We start from the raw sequence: 15,613 nt of genomic DNA, 5'->3' as shown, positions 1-15,613 counted from the left end.
AATATTTAATGTAGTGCGCGCAAGGCGGCTTTGATTTGCGTTACCCGCGCCGCCAGATCCGGCATATTCGCAGTGATGCGCAATTTGTCCTGACCGTTTAACTTGATGTGCTTGTTCTTTTGCACCAGTTCGATGATGCGCATCGCATCGATAGGCGGTTTAGGCTCGAATTGTAAAGTCGCCGCTTCGGTATGCGCATCAATTTTGATGATGCCCAGAGGCTTGGCTGCTACCCGTAGCCTATGTGTTTCCAGCAGGGTTTTAACAGGTTCCGGCAATTTGCCAAAACGGTCGATCATCTCTTCCTGCAAATCATCAATCGCCTCTTGCTTGCTGCAATTCGCCAGGCGTTTGTAGATAGACAGGCGCTCGTGCACATCGCCGCAGAAATCGTTGGGCAACAGCGCAGGGATGTGCAGATTGATTTCTGTGGTGGTCGATAACGGCGCTGCCAGATCGGGTTCTTTGCCATTTTTCAGCGAGCGCACCGCTTCGTTCAGCATATCCGAGTACAACTGGAAGCCGATCTCATGCATTTCGCCGGATTGATTGTCGCCCAATACTTCACCGGCGCCGCGGATCTCCAGATCGTGCATCGCCAGGTAGAAGCCGCTGCCTAATTCTTCCATCTGCTGGATCGCTTCGAGGCGTCGATCGGCTTGTTTGGTCAGGGTTTGCACATCATTGACCAATAAATACGCATACGCCTGATGATGCGAACGACCGACCCGGCCGCGCAATTGATGCAACTGTGCCAGGCCGAATTTATCGGCCCTGTGCATGATGATGGTATTCGCCGTCGGGACGTCGATGCCGGTTTCGATAATCGTGGTGCACAACAAAATATTATGGCGTTGGGCGACGAAATCGCGCATGACTTTTTCCAGATCGCGCTCATGCATCTGGCCGTGGGCGACCACGATGCGCGCTTCGGGCAATAGCGCTTCCAGCATGGCTTTACGGTTCTGGATGGTATCGACTTCGTTGTGCAGGAAGTACACCTGGCCGCCGCGTTTTAACTCGCGCAGGCAGGCTTCGCGAATCACAGATTCATTCTCGCTGCGCACGAAGGTTTTGATCGCCAGACGTTTTTGCGGTGCGGTCGCAATGATGGAGAAGTCGCGCAAACCTTCCAGCGCCATGCCTAGCGTACGCGGGATCGGCGTTGCCGTCAGCGTCAGTACGTCGACCTCGGCACGAAGGGATTTCAGCGCTTCTTTTTGGCGTACCCCGAAACGATGTTCTTCGTCGATGATGACCAGACCGAGGCGTGAGAACTTCACATCACCGGATAATAATTTATGGGTACCGATCACGATATCTAGAGTGCCGTCCCCCATGCCTTTGATCGCTTGCGTGATTTCTTTGCCGGAACGGAAGCGCGATAATTCAGCGATCCTGACCGGCCAATGGGCGAAACGATCGGCAAAAGTCTGCGCATGCTGTTCCGCCAGCAGCGTGGTGGGCGCGAGGATGGCGACCTGTTTGCCGCCCATGACCGCGACAAAGGCGGCGCGCAGGGCGACTTCGGTCTTGCCGAAACCGACATCGCCGCAGATCAGGCGATCCATCGGTTTGCCGGATGTCATATCGCCGATCACGGCGGTGATCGCGGCAGCCTGATCGACGGTTTCTTCAAAGCCGAAACTGTCGGCAAAGGTTTCGTAATCGCGTGTCGAATATTCAAACGCATGGCCCTGGCGCAAGGCACGGCGGGCGTACAGATTCAGCAATTCAGCTGCGCTGTCGCGGATTTGCTGGGCGGCTTTGCGCTTGGCTTTTTCCCACTGGCCGGAACCCAGACTGTGCAACGGCGCATCGTCGGGCGAGGCGCCGGAGTAGCGCGAGATGACATGCAATTGCGAGACGGGCACATACAGCTTGGTGTCTTTGGCGTATTCCAGATGCAGGAATTCGGTTTCGCCTTCTCCTAGATCCATGCTGATCAGGCCCATATAGCGGCCGATGCCATGATTGCTGTGCACTACAGGGTCGCCGATTTTAAGCTCGGACAAATCGCGCACCATGTGCTCGACCTGCGTGACGGCTTCCTGTTTTTTGCGGCCGATGCGTTTACCTGATCCGGCGTATAACTCGGCTTCGGTAATAAAGACGATGCCATCTGCCAGGACGCAACCGGCGTGCAGCGGTGCCACGCCCAGCATCAGCTTGTCGCTGGCGGTGAGGAAGTCGGCATAGCCTTCGCATAGCGTTAACGCGATGTTGTATTCGTTAAAATATTGCTGCAGCGTCTCACGGCGGCCCAGGGTTTCGGCGCAGATCAATACGCGCTTATCGGTTTGCAGCAAAAAGCTGCGCAAATTGGTGAGCGGATCGTCCGCGCGACGATTGACTGCGACGTCCGGTAAAAAACTGGAGATTTCCGATACCAGACCGTCGCGCTGAATAATCCAGCGGGCTTGCGACTTCATCTCTGTGAAAAAATCCTCATCCCGCAAGAAAATCGATTCCGGCGGCAACACCGGACGCTCGCGATCCGACTTTAGAAACTGGTAACGGGAACGGGTATCGACCCAAAAACGCTGAATCGCTTCATCGATGTCGCCGATCAGAGTGAAATGGCTGTTGGCCGGCAGGTAGTCGAACAGCGTCGCACTTTCATCAAAAAACAGCGGCAAATAATATTCGATCCCGGCAGACGCAATGCCGCTGCCGATGTCTTTGTAGACCGTAGAGCGCGAGGGATCGCCTTCAAAAGTCTCGCGCCAGCGCCCGCGAAATGCAGTGCGCGCAGCATCATCCATAGGGAATTCGCGGCCCGGCAGCAGACGCACTTCCTTGACCGGATATAGCGAACGCTGGGTATCGGCGTCGAAGGTGCGGATGGTTTCGATACTATCGCCGAACAAATCCAGGCGATACGGCAGCACCGATCCCATCGGGAATAAATCGATCAGGCCGCCGCGCACCGAATATTCGCCCGGCGACATGACTTGCGAAACATGGGTGTAGCCGGCCAGGGTTAATTGGGTCTTGAGCCTGGTTTCATCCAGCGTCTCGCCTTGTTTGAAGAAGAAGGTATAGGCCGCTAAAAACGAGGGCGGGGCCATCCGTACCAGGGCGGTGGTTGCTGGTACCAGCAGCACATCGCAATTGCCGTTTTGAATCTCATATAGGGTCGATAGACGCTCGGAGACCAGATCCTGATGCGGTGAAAACGCGTCGTATGGCAGGGTTTCCCAATCCGGCAGCAAATGGCAGCGCAGTTCCGGTGCAAACCAGGGAATTTCATCTAGCAGGCGCTGCGCATCGGCCGGATTCGCCACCACGATGCTCAGCATGCGTTGCTGCGCCTTCAGCGCGATTGCCGCGAGCGACAGGACGTACGCGTCGGCAGAGCCATGTAAGGCGGGAAGTACGAAACGATTACCGGGTTTGGGTAGCGCTTTAACGAGATCAAATGCCATTGCTGAGTGGGTCGGTCGCGGTTGGGTAGAGCTATGTGGGCTGCAAAAGCGCTTGCAAATGCACATCGCAGCCATGATTTGGCGGTTAAAATGAACACCAATTATAAACGATGCCGCCTTTGCTTTTGAGGAACACAGCGCTTTCATGACCAGCTCTTTACAAACCGATCTGACCCGCAAAAAATATTTCGCCTTGATTCCCGCCGCCGGGGTCGGTGCGCGGATGGGTGGGGCTACGCCAAAACAGTATTTGACGATTCATGGTGAGTCGATTCTGCGCTATGCGGTGCAGGCGTTTCTGGCATCGCCCTTGATCCAGCATGTGTATGTGGTGGTCAGCGCGTACGACGTGTATGTGGAAGACGCATTGCAAGGTCTGGGCGATGTTGGCAATAAGGTGGGCAATAAGGTGGACAAGAAGCTCAGCATCCTGCGTTGTGGCAGTGCGACCCGGCGTGAGACGGTGCGCAATGGCCTGGCATCACTGCAGGCGGCAGTCGATCCCGACGATTGGATCCTGGTGCACGACGCAGCGCGACCCGGTTTGACGCCGGAGATGATTGCGCAACTGATTGCACAAGTCGGTGAACATGCCAGCGGCGGCCTATTGGCGCTGCCAGTGGTGGATACCGTGAAGCGGGTAACTGAGGGCAAGGTCGCAACCATCGCGCGCGATGGTTTGTGGCTGGCGCAAACGCCGCAGATGTTTCGTCACGCGGCATTGAGTGCGGCGCTGGATGCGGCAGGTGAAGTCACCGACGAATCTAGCGCGATGGAGGCAGCGGGACATGAGCCCTTGATGGTGGAAGGGCATCCGCGCAATCTGAAGGTGACCTTGCCGAGCGACCTCGCCCTGGTGCAATCGTATTTATCTAAAACCTCTGGGTAAAATCATATACTGGGACAGAGTATCAATTGTATCCACATATGATATAAGCCACTAAATGCTTGTTATTGTGCATACTCCCCAATAAATTTGCAAAAATACTGCGGCCTGTGCCGATTTAACCTTACATATTGTTATGTTGATATCTTATGAATACTGATAAGCAAGCTGATACCCGCGACGATATCAATCCATCCTCGAATGCCGCCAACAATTGCCCGCCATTTCGCATAGGTCAGGGTTACGATTGCCACGCACTGGCGGCTGGTCGCAAACTGATTATCGGTGGCGTCGATATTCCGCATACCACCGGATTGCTCGGCCATTCGGATGCCGATGTGCTGTTGCATGCGATTACCGATGCCTTGTTCGGATCGGTGGCCTTGGGCGATATCGGACGCCATTTTCCCGATACCGACAAACAATTTGCGGGCGCCGATTCGCGCGTATTGCTGCGGGAGGCGGTGGCGCGTTTGCACCAGGCCGGTTACAAGGTCGGCAATCTGGATGCGACCATCATTGCGCAAGCGCCGAAGATGGCGCCGCATATTCCCGGCATGGTGGCGCACATCGCCGCCGATCTGCAAGTCGCTCCCGGGCAAGTCAATGTCAAGGCAAAGACCAATGAGCGGCTTGGCTACCTGGGGCGGGAAGAGGGCATTGCTGCCGAGGCGGTAGTGCTGGTGTTTCGTGCATGACAGGGCTACACTGAACATATCAAAGACCAAGGAGTGCCGCGATGGATAAGCAAAATTTAAAAGACCTGTTAAAGCAATTGCATGAGGGTTTGCAAGATGCGGATAGCGTGGATGTGGAATTGCGTTCCTTGCTGGAGGCGCTCGATAAAGATATCGTGCAGGTATTGAGCCGCGATGATACGGCCGGCGATCCGATTTTTACGGCCTTGAGTGAGCGTTCCCAAGCCTTATCGGCGCAATTTGCGGCGCGACATCCAAAGCTGGAACCGGTCCTGCGCGAACTGGGCGGCATGCTGGAGAAGATCGGCGTGTAATTCATCCGATGGCTTCTGTTTCTGCCATTCACATTCATACTGAGCATCGTTGAAAAAAAGCCCGCGTGATTGCGGGCTTTTTCGTGGGCGATGGTCTAAGCTGAGTTGCGGACGAAAGCCACTACTAAGTTATAGCTAAGTTACAGGCTGAGTTCCAGCACCTGGCGGCTTACATCCAGCGTCACATCGCGTTTTTCACCAATCGCCACCATGCGGTGGGTTTCCAGTGCAGCAAGAATCGGCGGAATGTGGTCGGCATTCAGCTGATAATCGCCGAGGCGGGTTTTGACGCCCATTTGCTCGAAGAAATCCTGGGTCATATTGATTGCCTGATCGATGCGGCTGTCTTCGCTGCCATCGCGCAGATCCCAGACGCGTTCGGCGTATTGCAGCAGCTTGGCGCGCTTGCCTTCTTTGCGGATTCTCAGCATGCTAGGCAAGACGATCGCCAGGGTTTGCGCATGGTCGATACCGTGCAATGCGGTCAGCTCATGGCCGATCATGTGGGTCGCCCAGTCTTGCGGCACGCCTGTGGAAATCACGCCGTTCAAGGCCATGGTCGCGCACCACATCAGGTTCGCACGGATATCGTAATCGGCCGGATTCGAGAGGGCTTTCGGACCTTCTTCGATCAGGGTTTTTAACAGGCCTTCGGCAAAGCGATCCTGCACCGGCGAATTGACCGGATAGGTCATGTATTGCTCCATCACATGCACGTAAGCGTCGACCGCGCCGTTGCCGACCTGGCGCATCGGCAGCGTGAAGGTAGTAGTCGGATCGAGTATCGAAAATTTCGGGAAACAGTGGCGGCTGGAGAATGCCATCTTGGCCTTGATCGATTTGCGGGTAACAACGCCGCCGTTATTCATTTCTGAACCGGTGGCCGGCAAGGTCAGCACGCTGCCGAAAGGCAATGCCTGGGTGACATTCCTGCCGCCTTTTTCCAGAATCGCCCAAGAGTCTGCGCCGTCAAACAAACTTGCCGCGGCGACGAATTTGGTGCCGTCAATCACGGAGCCGCCACCGACTGCGAGCAGGAAATCGATCTGGTTTTTCTTCACCGACTCGACCGCTTGCATCAGGGTTTCGTAGCTGGGATTGGGTTCGATGCCGCTGAATTCAGTGATGCTGCGTGCGCCGAGCGCACTCATGACCTGATCGAACACGCCATTTTGCTTGATGCTGCCGCCGCCGTAGAGCACCAGCACTTTGGCGCCGGCGGGAATGACTTTGTCGAGGTCGGCGATACGACCTTTGCCAAACATGATTTGGGTGGGATTATAAAAATCGAAATTCAACATGCATATCTCCTTGGATTGGTTTATCCGGATTCGTTTTCATGCCAGTTGGGGCTATGTCCGGACAGCTTGTCTGGCCGCTATCCTAGCGCAATTTCCTGTTTTGTGATCGGACGTTCTTTTTTTGCGGACAGCTATTGGGCGAGAAATAAAAATACGCTGGGTTTTTTATGAAAATCCGGCGCCTGGTTTGCGTGAATTTTAGCTTTCCATTCGGCCGCGGTTCGGGTGGAAATCACTTCGCTACTCAGGCTCAGGTCGGTCGCCACGCAAATCAGTGTGCCCGGATGGCAGGTGCCGGCTAAAGCATCCAGCATTGCGGCATTGCGATACGGGGTTTCTATCAGTAACTGGGTTTGCTGCTCTTTGCGGGAGCGCTCTTCAAGCTCTTTGATTCGTTTGGCGCGTAGTGTCGCGTCGGTCGGCAGATAGCCGTGAAAAGCGAAACTCTGGCCGTTCAGGCCGCTTGCCATCAAGGCGAGTAGCAGGGATGACGGGCCGACTAGCGGACGCACGGCAATGCCGCGCTGATGAGCCAGTCGGACTAGATTGGCGCCGGGATCGGCGACTGCCGGTACGCCTGCTTCTGAAATCAGACCGACATCGTGACCCGCCAGCAAGGGTGCCAGCAAGCCTTCGAGTGCGGCAGCCGGGGTGTTGACATTGAGTTCGCTCATCGTGATCTCTTGCAACGGCTTGGCGAGAGGATGCTGCTGGCCCAGCATTTTCAGGTAGGCGCGGGTAGTTTTGGCATTCTCAACGACGAAATGGCTGAGCTTGGCCGTCATCTGCTGTACGGTGTCGGGAATGATGCTTTGCAAAAGCGTGTGTTGCTGGTCTTCTGCGCAACCTAAGGTATTCGGGATCAGATAAAGTGTGCCGGACATAAATATACTGGGTTAGGTATGTGAAATTATTGAGCTATTACGTACGTCAATCATGCGGATTAAGAGTGCTTGTGAGGATACTCCCTGATTTATCTCATTGAATGAGAAGAATTGAGCCTGCTTATTTAAAAAAACTGACGCCTGCCTTGCGTAGCATGCCGGTTAAGGCGATCAGCGGCAGACCGGTCAGTGCGGTCGGATCGCTGCTGTCGATTTTTTCGATAATCGCGATGCCCAGCCCCTCGTTTTTCGCGCTGCCAGCGCAATCATAGGGTTGTTCGATACGTAGATAGGCATCCAGTTCTGCATCGCTAAGATCGCGAAACTGCACAGTCGTTGTGACATCTTCCAGTTGCGTTGTCCATAGGTCGGGCTTGCGGGCATCCAGCAGGCAGAGGGCGGTATGGAATACGACTTGACGACCGCGCATGGTTTGCAATTGCTTCAGGGCGTTGGCGTGGTTGCCGGGCTTGCCGATTTGCTGTCCGTCGAGTGTCGCCACCTGGTCCGAGCCTATCACCAGTGCGCCGGGCGTGGATTCGGCGATTGCTGCGGCTTTTTGTTTTGCCAGCCGTAGCGCAGTCTGTTCCGGTGCCTCATCCGGCAAGGCTTGCTCGTCAATGTCAGGCGACATGCAATCAAAAGCTAATTGCAATCTGGATAATAATTCACGGCGATAAACCGAACTGGATGCTAAAATCAGACGAGGTTGAGCTGTGTTGATGGGCATGGGATGGGGAATTTGCTAGTGAATTCGGCAAGAGTATGACGTAAAATACCCGCCATTCATAAAACATTGCCGACAAAATCACAATAATTGTTTGCGGGCTTTGACTTGCAGGGGGCAATCCTGTTATTATCGCAGGTTTTCTGGGTTCAAATAATCCTATGCAAGCAATTGTGATCGACGCTTTCTCGTTTTGCCAGCTCAATGAGCACCGTGAAGGCAGTGTTTTAATTGCAGATTTGCCTCGTCTTTCCGAAGAAAGCGCCACCCAGCAAGGCGCTCTCGCATGGTCACTGATAGGCGGCAAGGATCAGCTTGGCCATCCTCAGCTTACGTTGGCTGTACGTGGCGAAATTCAATTGATGTGCCAGCGTTGCCTGACACCGTTTGCGTTTGAGCTGGACTCGGAATCCGTATTAATTCTCGCCAAAGATGAAGCTAAAGCCGATGAAATAGAGGTTTTATTGGATAATGACGAGGTTGATGTAGTTGTAGGCAGCAAGACATTCAATGTCATCGATTTGATAGAGGATGAGGCGCTGTTAGAAATACCCCAATCGCCCAAACATGCAGTATGCCCGGATGTATCCTTAGATTCGACGGTGTCAGCGATTAATGTAGAACCATCGGCAGAAGCGAGCAAAAAAGTGTCGCCATTCGCTGTGCTGAAGAAGATAAATGGGCGTACCTAGTGGCATTATTCTGAAAAAACACTCAGGTCGAAGTATTGTTAGGGATTCTTGTTTGTTAATTAATTCGTACAAACAAGTGTGTTAAATTTTAGAAACATTTTTTGAAGTATTAGGAGTTATCATGGCCGTTCAGCAAAACAAAAAATCACCATCCAAGCGCGGTATGCACCGTTCACACGATTTCCTGGTTGCGCCGCAATTGGGTATCGAGCCAACAACTGGCGAAACGCATATGCGTCACCACATCAGCCCAAACGGCTTTTACCGTGGTCGTAAAGTATTGAAAACTAAGAACGACGAGTAATCTCTTCTTAGATAGCAAAGCGGCGTAACGAGTCTTGTACTTGGCGCCGCTTTTTTTATGGGGGAAATATTTTTGAATAGAAATATTCTCCCGTTCCGACATCATAAAATCCCTCTTTCCGGTGTATTTTTATTAATCCCTGAAAGAAATAGTGCGACCTGACTATCTCAATCTTGATAAGATAGCTGCTTCGGGATGAAGTTTAGTATCACTACATGACAATAAAAATTTCCATTGACTGCATGGGCGGAGATCACGGACCGGCAGTCACAGTTGCAGCGGCAGTATCGTTTGCTAAGCGCGAACCCGATGCTGAATTTATTCTGGTAGGGCTTGAATCACACATTCAGGCAGAACTGAAAAAAAACCGGGCGCTCAATCATCCGCGTCTCTCTATCCTGAATGCGACTGAGGTAGTAGAGATGGACGATCCTATTGAAATCGCCTTGCGCCGTAAAAAAGACTCCTCCATGCGTGTCGCCTTGAATCAAGTCAAGGAAGGCAATGCGCAGGTTTGCGTATCTGCCGGTAATACGGGTGCCCTGATGGCGGTATCGCGCTATGTGCTGAAGACCATGCAGGGCGTAGATAGGCCGGCGATTTGCAGCATGCTGCCGAATCAAAAAAATAAACCGACTTACATGCTGGACCTGGGGGCGAATGTCGATTGCGAACCGCTGCATTTGCATCAGTTTGCGATCATGGGTTCGGCCCTGGTGTCGGCATTAGAGGGTAAATCCAGGCCGACTATTGGCTTGTTGAATGTCGGCGAAGAAGATATCAAGGGTAATGATGTCGTCAAAAAAACCGCACAACTGCTGCGCGCCGATCACGAGCGCGGGCTGCTGAATTTTTACGGCAATGTGGAAGGTAACGATATTTTCAAGGGCACCACCGATATCGTCGTGTGCGATGGTTTTGTCGGCAATGTCACGCTGAAAGCAGCGGAAGGTATGGGGCGGTTTGTTAAAACGACTTTGACCGATGCCTTCAAGAGCAATCCCCTGAATATGCTGGGCGCCCTGATTGCGCGCAGTGCGCTGAAATCGATCTCCCGCACCATGAACCCATCGAACTACAATGGCGGCAGCTTATTGGGCTTGCGCGGCCTGGTATTCAAGAGCCACGGCAGTGCCGATAAGTACAGTTATGAATGGGCGATACAGCGCGCATTCGATGCCGCAAAAAATGATGTATTGTCTCGTATTTCCACATCCATGGCAGAACTGATGCCTGCGACAGAGGCGCTGCCGGATGAACTCAATGCAACTATGGTACAGAAAACCGCATGACTTTCTTCAGTAAAATTATCGGCACCGGCAGCTATCTGCCACCCAACAAGGTAAGCAATCAGGAATTGACGGATCAACTGGCTGCAAAAGGCATAGAAACCTCAGACGAATGGATTTTTTCGCGCAGCGGTATTTCGGCGCGTCATTATGCAGCGGCAGATGTGACTTCGAGTGACCTGGCAGTGGAGGCATCGAAGCGTGCGCTGGATGCCGCCAAGATACAGCCTAACGATATCGATCTGATTATTTTGGCGACATCGACACCGGATTTTCTCGGCGGCTTTCCAAGCACTGCTTGTGTCGTGCAAAATAAGCTGGGTATTACGAACGGTGCGGCAGCAGTCGACGTGCAGGCAGTCTGCAGCGGCTTTATGTACGCGATTGCCATGGCAGACAGCATGATCAAATCCGGCGCGCACAAGAATGTGCTGGTGATCGGTGCCGAAGTGTTTTCCCGTATTCTGAATTTTGAAGACCGTACCACCTGCGTCCTGTTTGGCGATGGCGCCGGCGCGGTTGTCCTGGCGCGCTCAACCGAGCCCGGCGTATTGGCGACCAAGCTGCATGCGGATGGCAGTTATGCGAACATCTTGTGCGTCCCTGGCAACGTGAGTTCCGGCGCGATTACCGGTAACGCATTTTTATATATGGATGGTCAGGCCGTGTTTAAACTCGCGGTCTCATTGCTGGAAAAAGTCGCACACGAAGCCCTGGAAATCGCAAACATGGAAGCTTCGCAAATTGACTGGCTGATCCCGCATCAGGCGAATATCCGCATCATGCAAAGCACTGCCAAGAAAATGCGCATGCCGATGGAGAAAGTAGTCGTGACCGTCGATCAGCATGGCAATACGTCGGCGGCATCGATTCCGCTGGCTTTGGACGTTGCGGTCAGGGACGGTCGCGTCAAGCCGGGACAGACGATTATGATTGAAGGCGTAGGCGGCGGTTTTACCTGGGGTGCAGCGATTATCAAGATGTAATTGAGGAGTCAATTGGCTCACGCCGATAGTTTTTCTCGCTTACGCCTTAACTTCTTTCATTTCCTTAATTATTTTCTCTATCAAACAAGATTTATGACTCAATTTGCGTTTGTTTTTCCTGGCCAGGGTTCGCAAGCCATCGGCATGTTGAACGGCTTTGCTGATAACAGCATCGTGCAGCAAACAGTGGCAGAAGCGTCTGACGCTTTGCAAATCGATCTCGGTAAATTGATTGCCGAAGGGCCGAAAGAATCATTGGATTTAACCACGAATACGCAACCTGTCATGCTGACTGCGGCGGTTGCCAGCTACCGCGCTTGGATTGCGGCTGGCGGCGCTGTGCCTGCCCTGGTCGCCGGCCATAGCTTGGGTGAATATTCGGCCCTGGTTGCTGCTGGCGTGATCAATTTCAGGGATGCGGTGCCTTTGGTGCGTTTTCGTGCTGAAGCCATGCAAACTGCCGTGCCAGTCGGGCAGGGCGGCATGGCGGCGATTCTTGGCTTGTCCGATGCGGACGTCATCGCTGCATGCGCTGAAGCTGTTTCGGGGCATGCCGGGGAAGTCGTTGAGGCGGTCAATTTCAATGCGCCTGCGCAAGTCGTGATTGCCGGTTCTAAGGCCGCAGTGGAGCGTGCCTGCGAGATTGCAAAGGCCAAGGGCGCGAAGCGTGCCTTGCCTTTGCCGGTATCTGCGCCTTTTCACTCATCTCTGCTAAAACCGGCGTCAGATAAGCTGCGTGACTACATGGCGAGTCTGACTTTCAATGCACCGGCGATTCCTTTGATTAATAACGTCGACGTCGCGATTGTGAATGAGGTTGCGGCAATTAAAGACGCTTTGGTGCGGCAGGCAGCCAGTCCTGTGCGCTGGGTCGAGACCGTGCAAAAAATTGGCGGCAGCGGCGTCACGCACGTGATCGAATGCGGCCCCGGCAAGGTATTGGCGGGTTTGACCAAACGGATTGACGCTGAATTGATTGGTGATGCCCTGTTTGATCAGGCATCTTTAGAAAAAGTAATGGAAATTCTGACATGACTCAACAATTAGCAAATCAGGTCGCCCTGGTGACGGGCGCTTCACGTGGTATCGGTAAAGCCATTGCGATCGCACTCGCCAGGGCAGGGGCCCGGGTGATCGGCACGGCAACTTCTGAATCCGGGGCTGCGGCGATCTCTGAGTATCTGGCAGAGCTTGGTCCGGATGCCGGCAAGGGCGTCGCCTTCAACGTCAATGACGTCGCCCGTTGCACTTCTCTGGTCGAAGAGATTCAAAAAGAGTTCGGCAGCTTATCTATACTGGTCAATAATGCGGGTATCACGCAAGATCAGTTGGCCATGCGTATGAAAGAAGAGGAGTGGGATAGCGTGATTTCCACCAATCTGAGTTCTGTCGGACGTCTGTCGCGTGCTGTTTTGCGCGGCATGATGAAAGCCAAACATGGCCGCATCATTAATATTACTTCGGTAGTCGGCTCCTCCGGCAATCCAGGTCAAATGAATTACGCCGCAGCCAAGGCCGGCGTGGCCGGCATGAGTCGCGCCTTGGCGCGTGAAATCGGTAGCCGCAATATCACCGTCAATTGCGTGGCACCCGGTTTTATCGATACCGACATGACAAAAGCACTGACGGAAGACCAGAAAACTGCGATTTTGCAGCAGATTCCACTCGCAAGATTAGGCCAGCCTGAGGATATTGCCGCTGCAACTTTGTTCCTTGCATCGCCTGATGCGGGCTATATTACCGGTACTACGCTCCATGTGAATGGTGGTATGTATTTAGGTTAAAATGATTTTATTGATATTTATCGCAACAATCGACGGAATTAGACGGAGATGTGCTGGTAAAATCCTTACTTGCTTTTTTTGCGCACAAACCTGCTAAAATGCGCGCACTTTCTGTAACCACTCATGGAGAACCATATGTCAGATATCGAACAACGCGTTAAGAAGATCGTCGCCGAGCAACTGGGCGTCGCTGAAGCAGACATCAAAATTGAATCTTCCTTCGTGGACGATCTCGGTGCTGACTCCCTCGACACAGTAGAGCTGGTCATGGCACTCGAAGACGAATTCGAAATGGAAATCCCTGACGAACAAGCTGAAAAAATCACAACTGTGCAACAAGCGATCGACTACGCTACTGCCCACGTTAAGGCCTGATTCAGTAGTTTCGCGGTACTCTCGCAGTACTGCCTCAGCATCCAAGCATAACCAGTTTTCAAGTCCAGGAGAAACGCTTGAGCCGTACGCTTAAACGTCGTGTCGTGGTCACCGGTCTCGGTTGCGTTTCCCCAGTTGGCAATACGATTGCCGACGCTTGGGGAGCCGTAACGGCAGGTAAATCCGGTATCGCCACGATTACCAAATTTGATGCAACGCCTTTTTCCACGCATTTCGCCGGAGAGGTCAAAGGTTTCAATGTCGAGGACTATCTCCCCGCTAAAGAAGCCCGCAATATGGATACCTTCATTCATTTTGGTATCGCTGCCGGGATGCAGGCTTTCCGCGATAGCGGTATTGCTGTGACTGAAGAAAATGCCGATCGTATTGGTGTGATCGTCGGCTCCGGCATTGGTGGTTTGCCTTTGATTGAAGAAACCAAAGAAGTGTTGATCGAGCGCGGTCCTCGTCGTATCAGCCCATTCTTTGTACCGGCTTCCATCATCAATATGATTTCCGGTCATTTGTCGATTAAGTTTGGCTTGAAAGGGCCGAATCTGGCGATTGTGACAGCATGTACTACTGGCTTGCATTGCATCGGTTCCGCTGCCCGCATGATTGAATACGGCGACGCCGATGTCATGATTGCCGGTGGTGCAGAATCGACGATTTCTCCGCTGGGTCTTGGCGGATTTGCCTCTGCCCGTGCCTTATCTTCACGCAACGACGATCCTGCCACGGCATCCCGCCCATGGGACAAAGACCGGGATGGTTTTGTGCTCGGCGAAGGTGCCGGTGTCATGGTGCTGGAAGAATACGAACATGCAAAAGCCCGCGGTGCCAGGATTTATGCCGAAGTGCTGGGATTCGGCATGAGCGGCGACGCCTATCACATCACTTCGCCATCGATGGACGGTCCGCGTCGCAGTATGCTGAATGCGATGAAGGATGCTGAAATCAATCCGGAACAAGTCGAGTATCTGAATGCGCATGGCACTTCCACGCCTTTGGGTGACAAGAATGAAACGGATGCGATCAAAGCGACTTTTGCCGATCACGCCTACAAGATGACGGTGAATTCGACCAAGTCGATGACCGGCCACTTATTGGGCGGTGCCGGCGGTCTCGAATCCGTGTTCACGGTACTGGCTTTGCATCATCAGATATCGCCACCAACGATCAATATCATTAATCAGGATCCGGAATGCGATCTCGATTATTGTGCGAACACTGCCAGGGATATGGCCATCAATTTTGCGATGAAAAATTCTTTCGGCTTCGGCGGCACTAACGGTACTTTGATTTTTAGTAAGATTTGATTGCTTGCTGATTTATAGCTAGAGAATAGGTTTTGTCGGCACTTTGATTCCAGGAATTAAAGTGCCGCTTTCTTTTGGTGCTGCCATGTCAATCGCTGTCTCAGTACGCATTCTGCCGTCTCGTAGCTTGTTGTTGGCTAGTTGCCTCATGCTGTTCATGACAACGGCTGCGACGGCTTATGGGGTTTTCGAGCTGCCGCTGAATACGCTATGGCAATCCGGATTGACTGCGGTACTGTGTTGCTTGATGGCGGCGCGCTTCCTGGTGTTTTTAAAAAGACGTTCGACTTTTAATTTAGATATTGCTGCTTCCGGCCGGATGGTGCTAAGGAAGTTTTCACATGACCAGGATGATACGAGTGCAATGGTAGTGCGCCTGGATAGTCACTCTACGCTTTGGCCGCATTTGATGATGTTGCATTTACGTTCGGAGCAGGGCGTTTTGCAGATCGTACCGATTTTGCGTGATAGTGTTGATGTACCGGCCTGGCGTGCTTTGAGTGTGGCCTTGCGCTGGCTTGCTGTACATGAGCGTAACCAGAAAAATACATCGGTCACGATAGGGAACTTTTAAGCGTGATTGCTGATCTATCTCCATATAATCGCGTTGAGATTACCCAGAACCT

At 52.9% G+C, this 15,613-nt stretch carries 16 protein-coding genes; 12 read left to right on the top strand and 4 right to left on the bottom strand.

The window, feature by feature from the left end; all coding sequences use genetic code 11:
- Positions 1 to 5: 5 nt before the first annotated feature.
- The gene (gene mfd / locus LPB67_RS07735; protein WP_262836543.1) at positions 6 to 3,428 is read right to left on the bottom strand and encodes a transcription-repair coupling factor; all 3,423 of its coding nucleotides are present in this window, start codon (positions 3,426 to 3,428) and stop codon (positions 6 to 8) included.
- 145 nt (positions 3,429 to 3,573) lie between these two features.
- Here mfd and ispD point away from each other — a divergent pair, with 145 nt between their 5' ends.
- The 3 genes from ispD to LPB67_RS07720 all read left to right on the top strand — a co-directional run bounded on the left by ispD (position 3,574) and on the right by LPB67_RS07720 (position 5,326).
- The gene (ispD, locus tag LPB67_RS07730) at positions 3,574 to 4,317 is read left to right on the top strand and encodes a 2-C-methyl-D-erythritol 4-phosphate cytidylyltransferase (protein WP_262836542.1); all 744 of its coding nucleotides are present in this window, start codon (positions 3,574 to 3,576) and stop codon (positions 4,315 to 4,317) included.
- A gap of 146 nt (positions 4,318 to 4,463) precedes the next feature.
- Positions 4,464 to 5,012, top strand: a complete 549-nt coding sequence (gene ispF / locus LPB67_RS07725) for a 2-C-methyl-D-erythritol 2,4-cyclodiphosphate synthase (protein WP_262836541.1) — start codon at positions 4,464 to 4,466, stop codon at positions 5,010 to 5,012.
- Between the two features lie 41 nt (positions 5,013 to 5,053).
- Positions 5,054 to 5,326, top strand: coding sequence for a DUF4404 family protein (locus LPB67_RS07720; RefSeq protein WP_262836540.1), 273 nt, complete (start codon positions 5,054 to 5,056; stop codon positions 5,324 to 5,326).
- A 140-nt stretch (positions 5,327 to 5,466) separates the two neighbouring features.
- Here LPB67_RS07720 and LPB67_RS07715 read toward each other — a convergent pair whose 3' ends face one another.
- The 3 genes from LPB67_RS07715 to LPB67_RS07705 form a co-directional block, all read right to left on the bottom strand.
- Positions 5,467 to 6,627, bottom strand: coding sequence for an iron-containing alcohol dehydrogenase (locus tag LPB67_RS07715; RefSeq protein WP_262836539.1), 1,161 nt, complete (start codon positions 6,625 to 6,627; stop codon positions 5,467 to 5,469).
- Between the two features lie 131 nt (positions 6,628 to 6,758).
- Positions 6,759 to 7,511, bottom strand: a complete 753-nt coding sequence (locus tag LPB67_RS07710; protein WP_262836538.1) for an SAM-dependent methyltransferase — start codon at positions 7,509 to 7,511, stop codon at positions 6,759 to 6,761.
- A 121-nt stretch (positions 7,512 to 7,632) separates the two neighbouring features.
- Positions 7,633 to 8,241, bottom strand: coding sequence for a Maf-like protein (locus tag LPB67_RS07705; protein ID WP_262836537.1), 609 nt, complete (start codon positions 8,239 to 8,241; stop codon positions 7,633 to 7,635).
- 158 nt (positions 8,242 to 8,399) lie between these two features.
- Here LPB67_RS07705 and LPB67_RS07700 point away from each other — a divergent pair, with 158 nt between their 5' ends.
- From LPB67_RS07700 to LPB67_RS07660, 9 genes are all read left to right on the top strand, one after another.
- Positions 8,400 to 8,930: a YceD family protein gene (locus LPB67_RS07700; protein ID WP_262836535.1), complete on the top strand. Its 531-nt coding sequence runs from the start codon at positions 8,400 to 8,402 to the stop codon at positions 8,928 to 8,930.
- A gap of 121 nt (positions 8,931 to 9,051) precedes the next feature.
- Entirely contained in the window at positions 9,052 to 9,234 is a 183-nt protein-coding gene (gene rpmF / locus LPB67_RS07695) for a 50S ribosomal protein L32 (protein WP_186945318.1), read from the top strand.
- Between the two features lie 215 nt (positions 9,235 to 9,449).
- Positions 9,450 to 10,526 carry a phosphate acyltransferase PlsX gene (gene plsX, locus LPB67_RS07690; protein WP_262836534.1) on the top strand — a complete coding sequence of 359 codons (1,077 nt, stop codon included), beginning with the start codon at positions 9,450 to 9,452 and terminating at the stop codon, positions 10,524 to 10,526.
- Complete coding sequence (locus tag LPB67_RS07685; RefSeq protein ID WP_262836533.1) at positions 10,523 to 11,509, top strand: beta-ketoacyl-ACP synthase III; 987 nt, start codon at positions 10,523 to 10,525, stop codon at positions 11,507 to 11,509. The genes plsX and LPB67_RS07685 overlap by 4 nt, the downstream gene beginning before the upstream one ends.
- A 93-nt stretch (positions 11,510 to 11,602) precedes the next feature.
- On the top strand, positions 11,603 to 12,544 hold the full coding sequence (gene fabD / locus LPB67_RS07680; protein WP_262836532.1) for an ACP S-malonyltransferase: 942 nt from the start codon (positions 11,603 to 11,605) through the stop codon (positions 12,542 to 12,544).
- On the top strand, positions 12,541 to 13,293 hold the full coding sequence (gene fabG, locus LPB67_RS07675; protein ID WP_262836531.1) for a 3-oxoacyl-ACP reductase FabG: 753 nt from the start codon (positions 12,541 to 12,543) through the stop codon (positions 13,291 to 13,293). Before fabD ends, fabG begins: the two co-directional genes overlap by 4 nt.
- A 135-nt stretch (positions 13,294 to 13,428) precedes the next feature.
- Positions 13,429 to 13,668: an acyl carrier protein gene (acpP, locus tag LPB67_RS07670; protein ID WP_008449912.1), complete on the top strand. Its 240-nt coding sequence runs from the start codon at positions 13,429 to 13,431 to the stop codon at positions 13,666 to 13,668.
- A gap of 77 nt (positions 13,669 to 13,745) precedes the next feature.
- Positions 13,746 to 14,987, top strand: coding sequence for a beta-ketoacyl-ACP synthase II (fabF, locus tag LPB67_RS07665; protein WP_262836530.1), 1,242 nt, complete (start codon positions 13,746 to 13,748; stop codon positions 14,985 to 14,987).
- Positions 14,988 to 15,048: 61 nt separating this feature from the next.
- Complete coding sequence (locus LPB67_RS07660) at positions 15,049 to 15,561, top strand: protein YgfX (RefSeq protein WP_262836529.1); 513 nt, start codon at positions 15,049 to 15,051, stop codon at positions 15,559 to 15,561.
- Positions 15,562 to 15,613: the final 52 nt, after the last annotated feature.

The organism is Undibacterium sp. Jales W-56 (assembly GCF_025548535.1).
Classification (GTDB): domain Bacteria; phylum Pseudomonadota; class Gammaproteobacteria; order Burkholderiales; family Burkholderiaceae_D; genus Undibacterium.
This window is presented reverse-complemented; position numbering and strand designations above follow the sequence as displayed.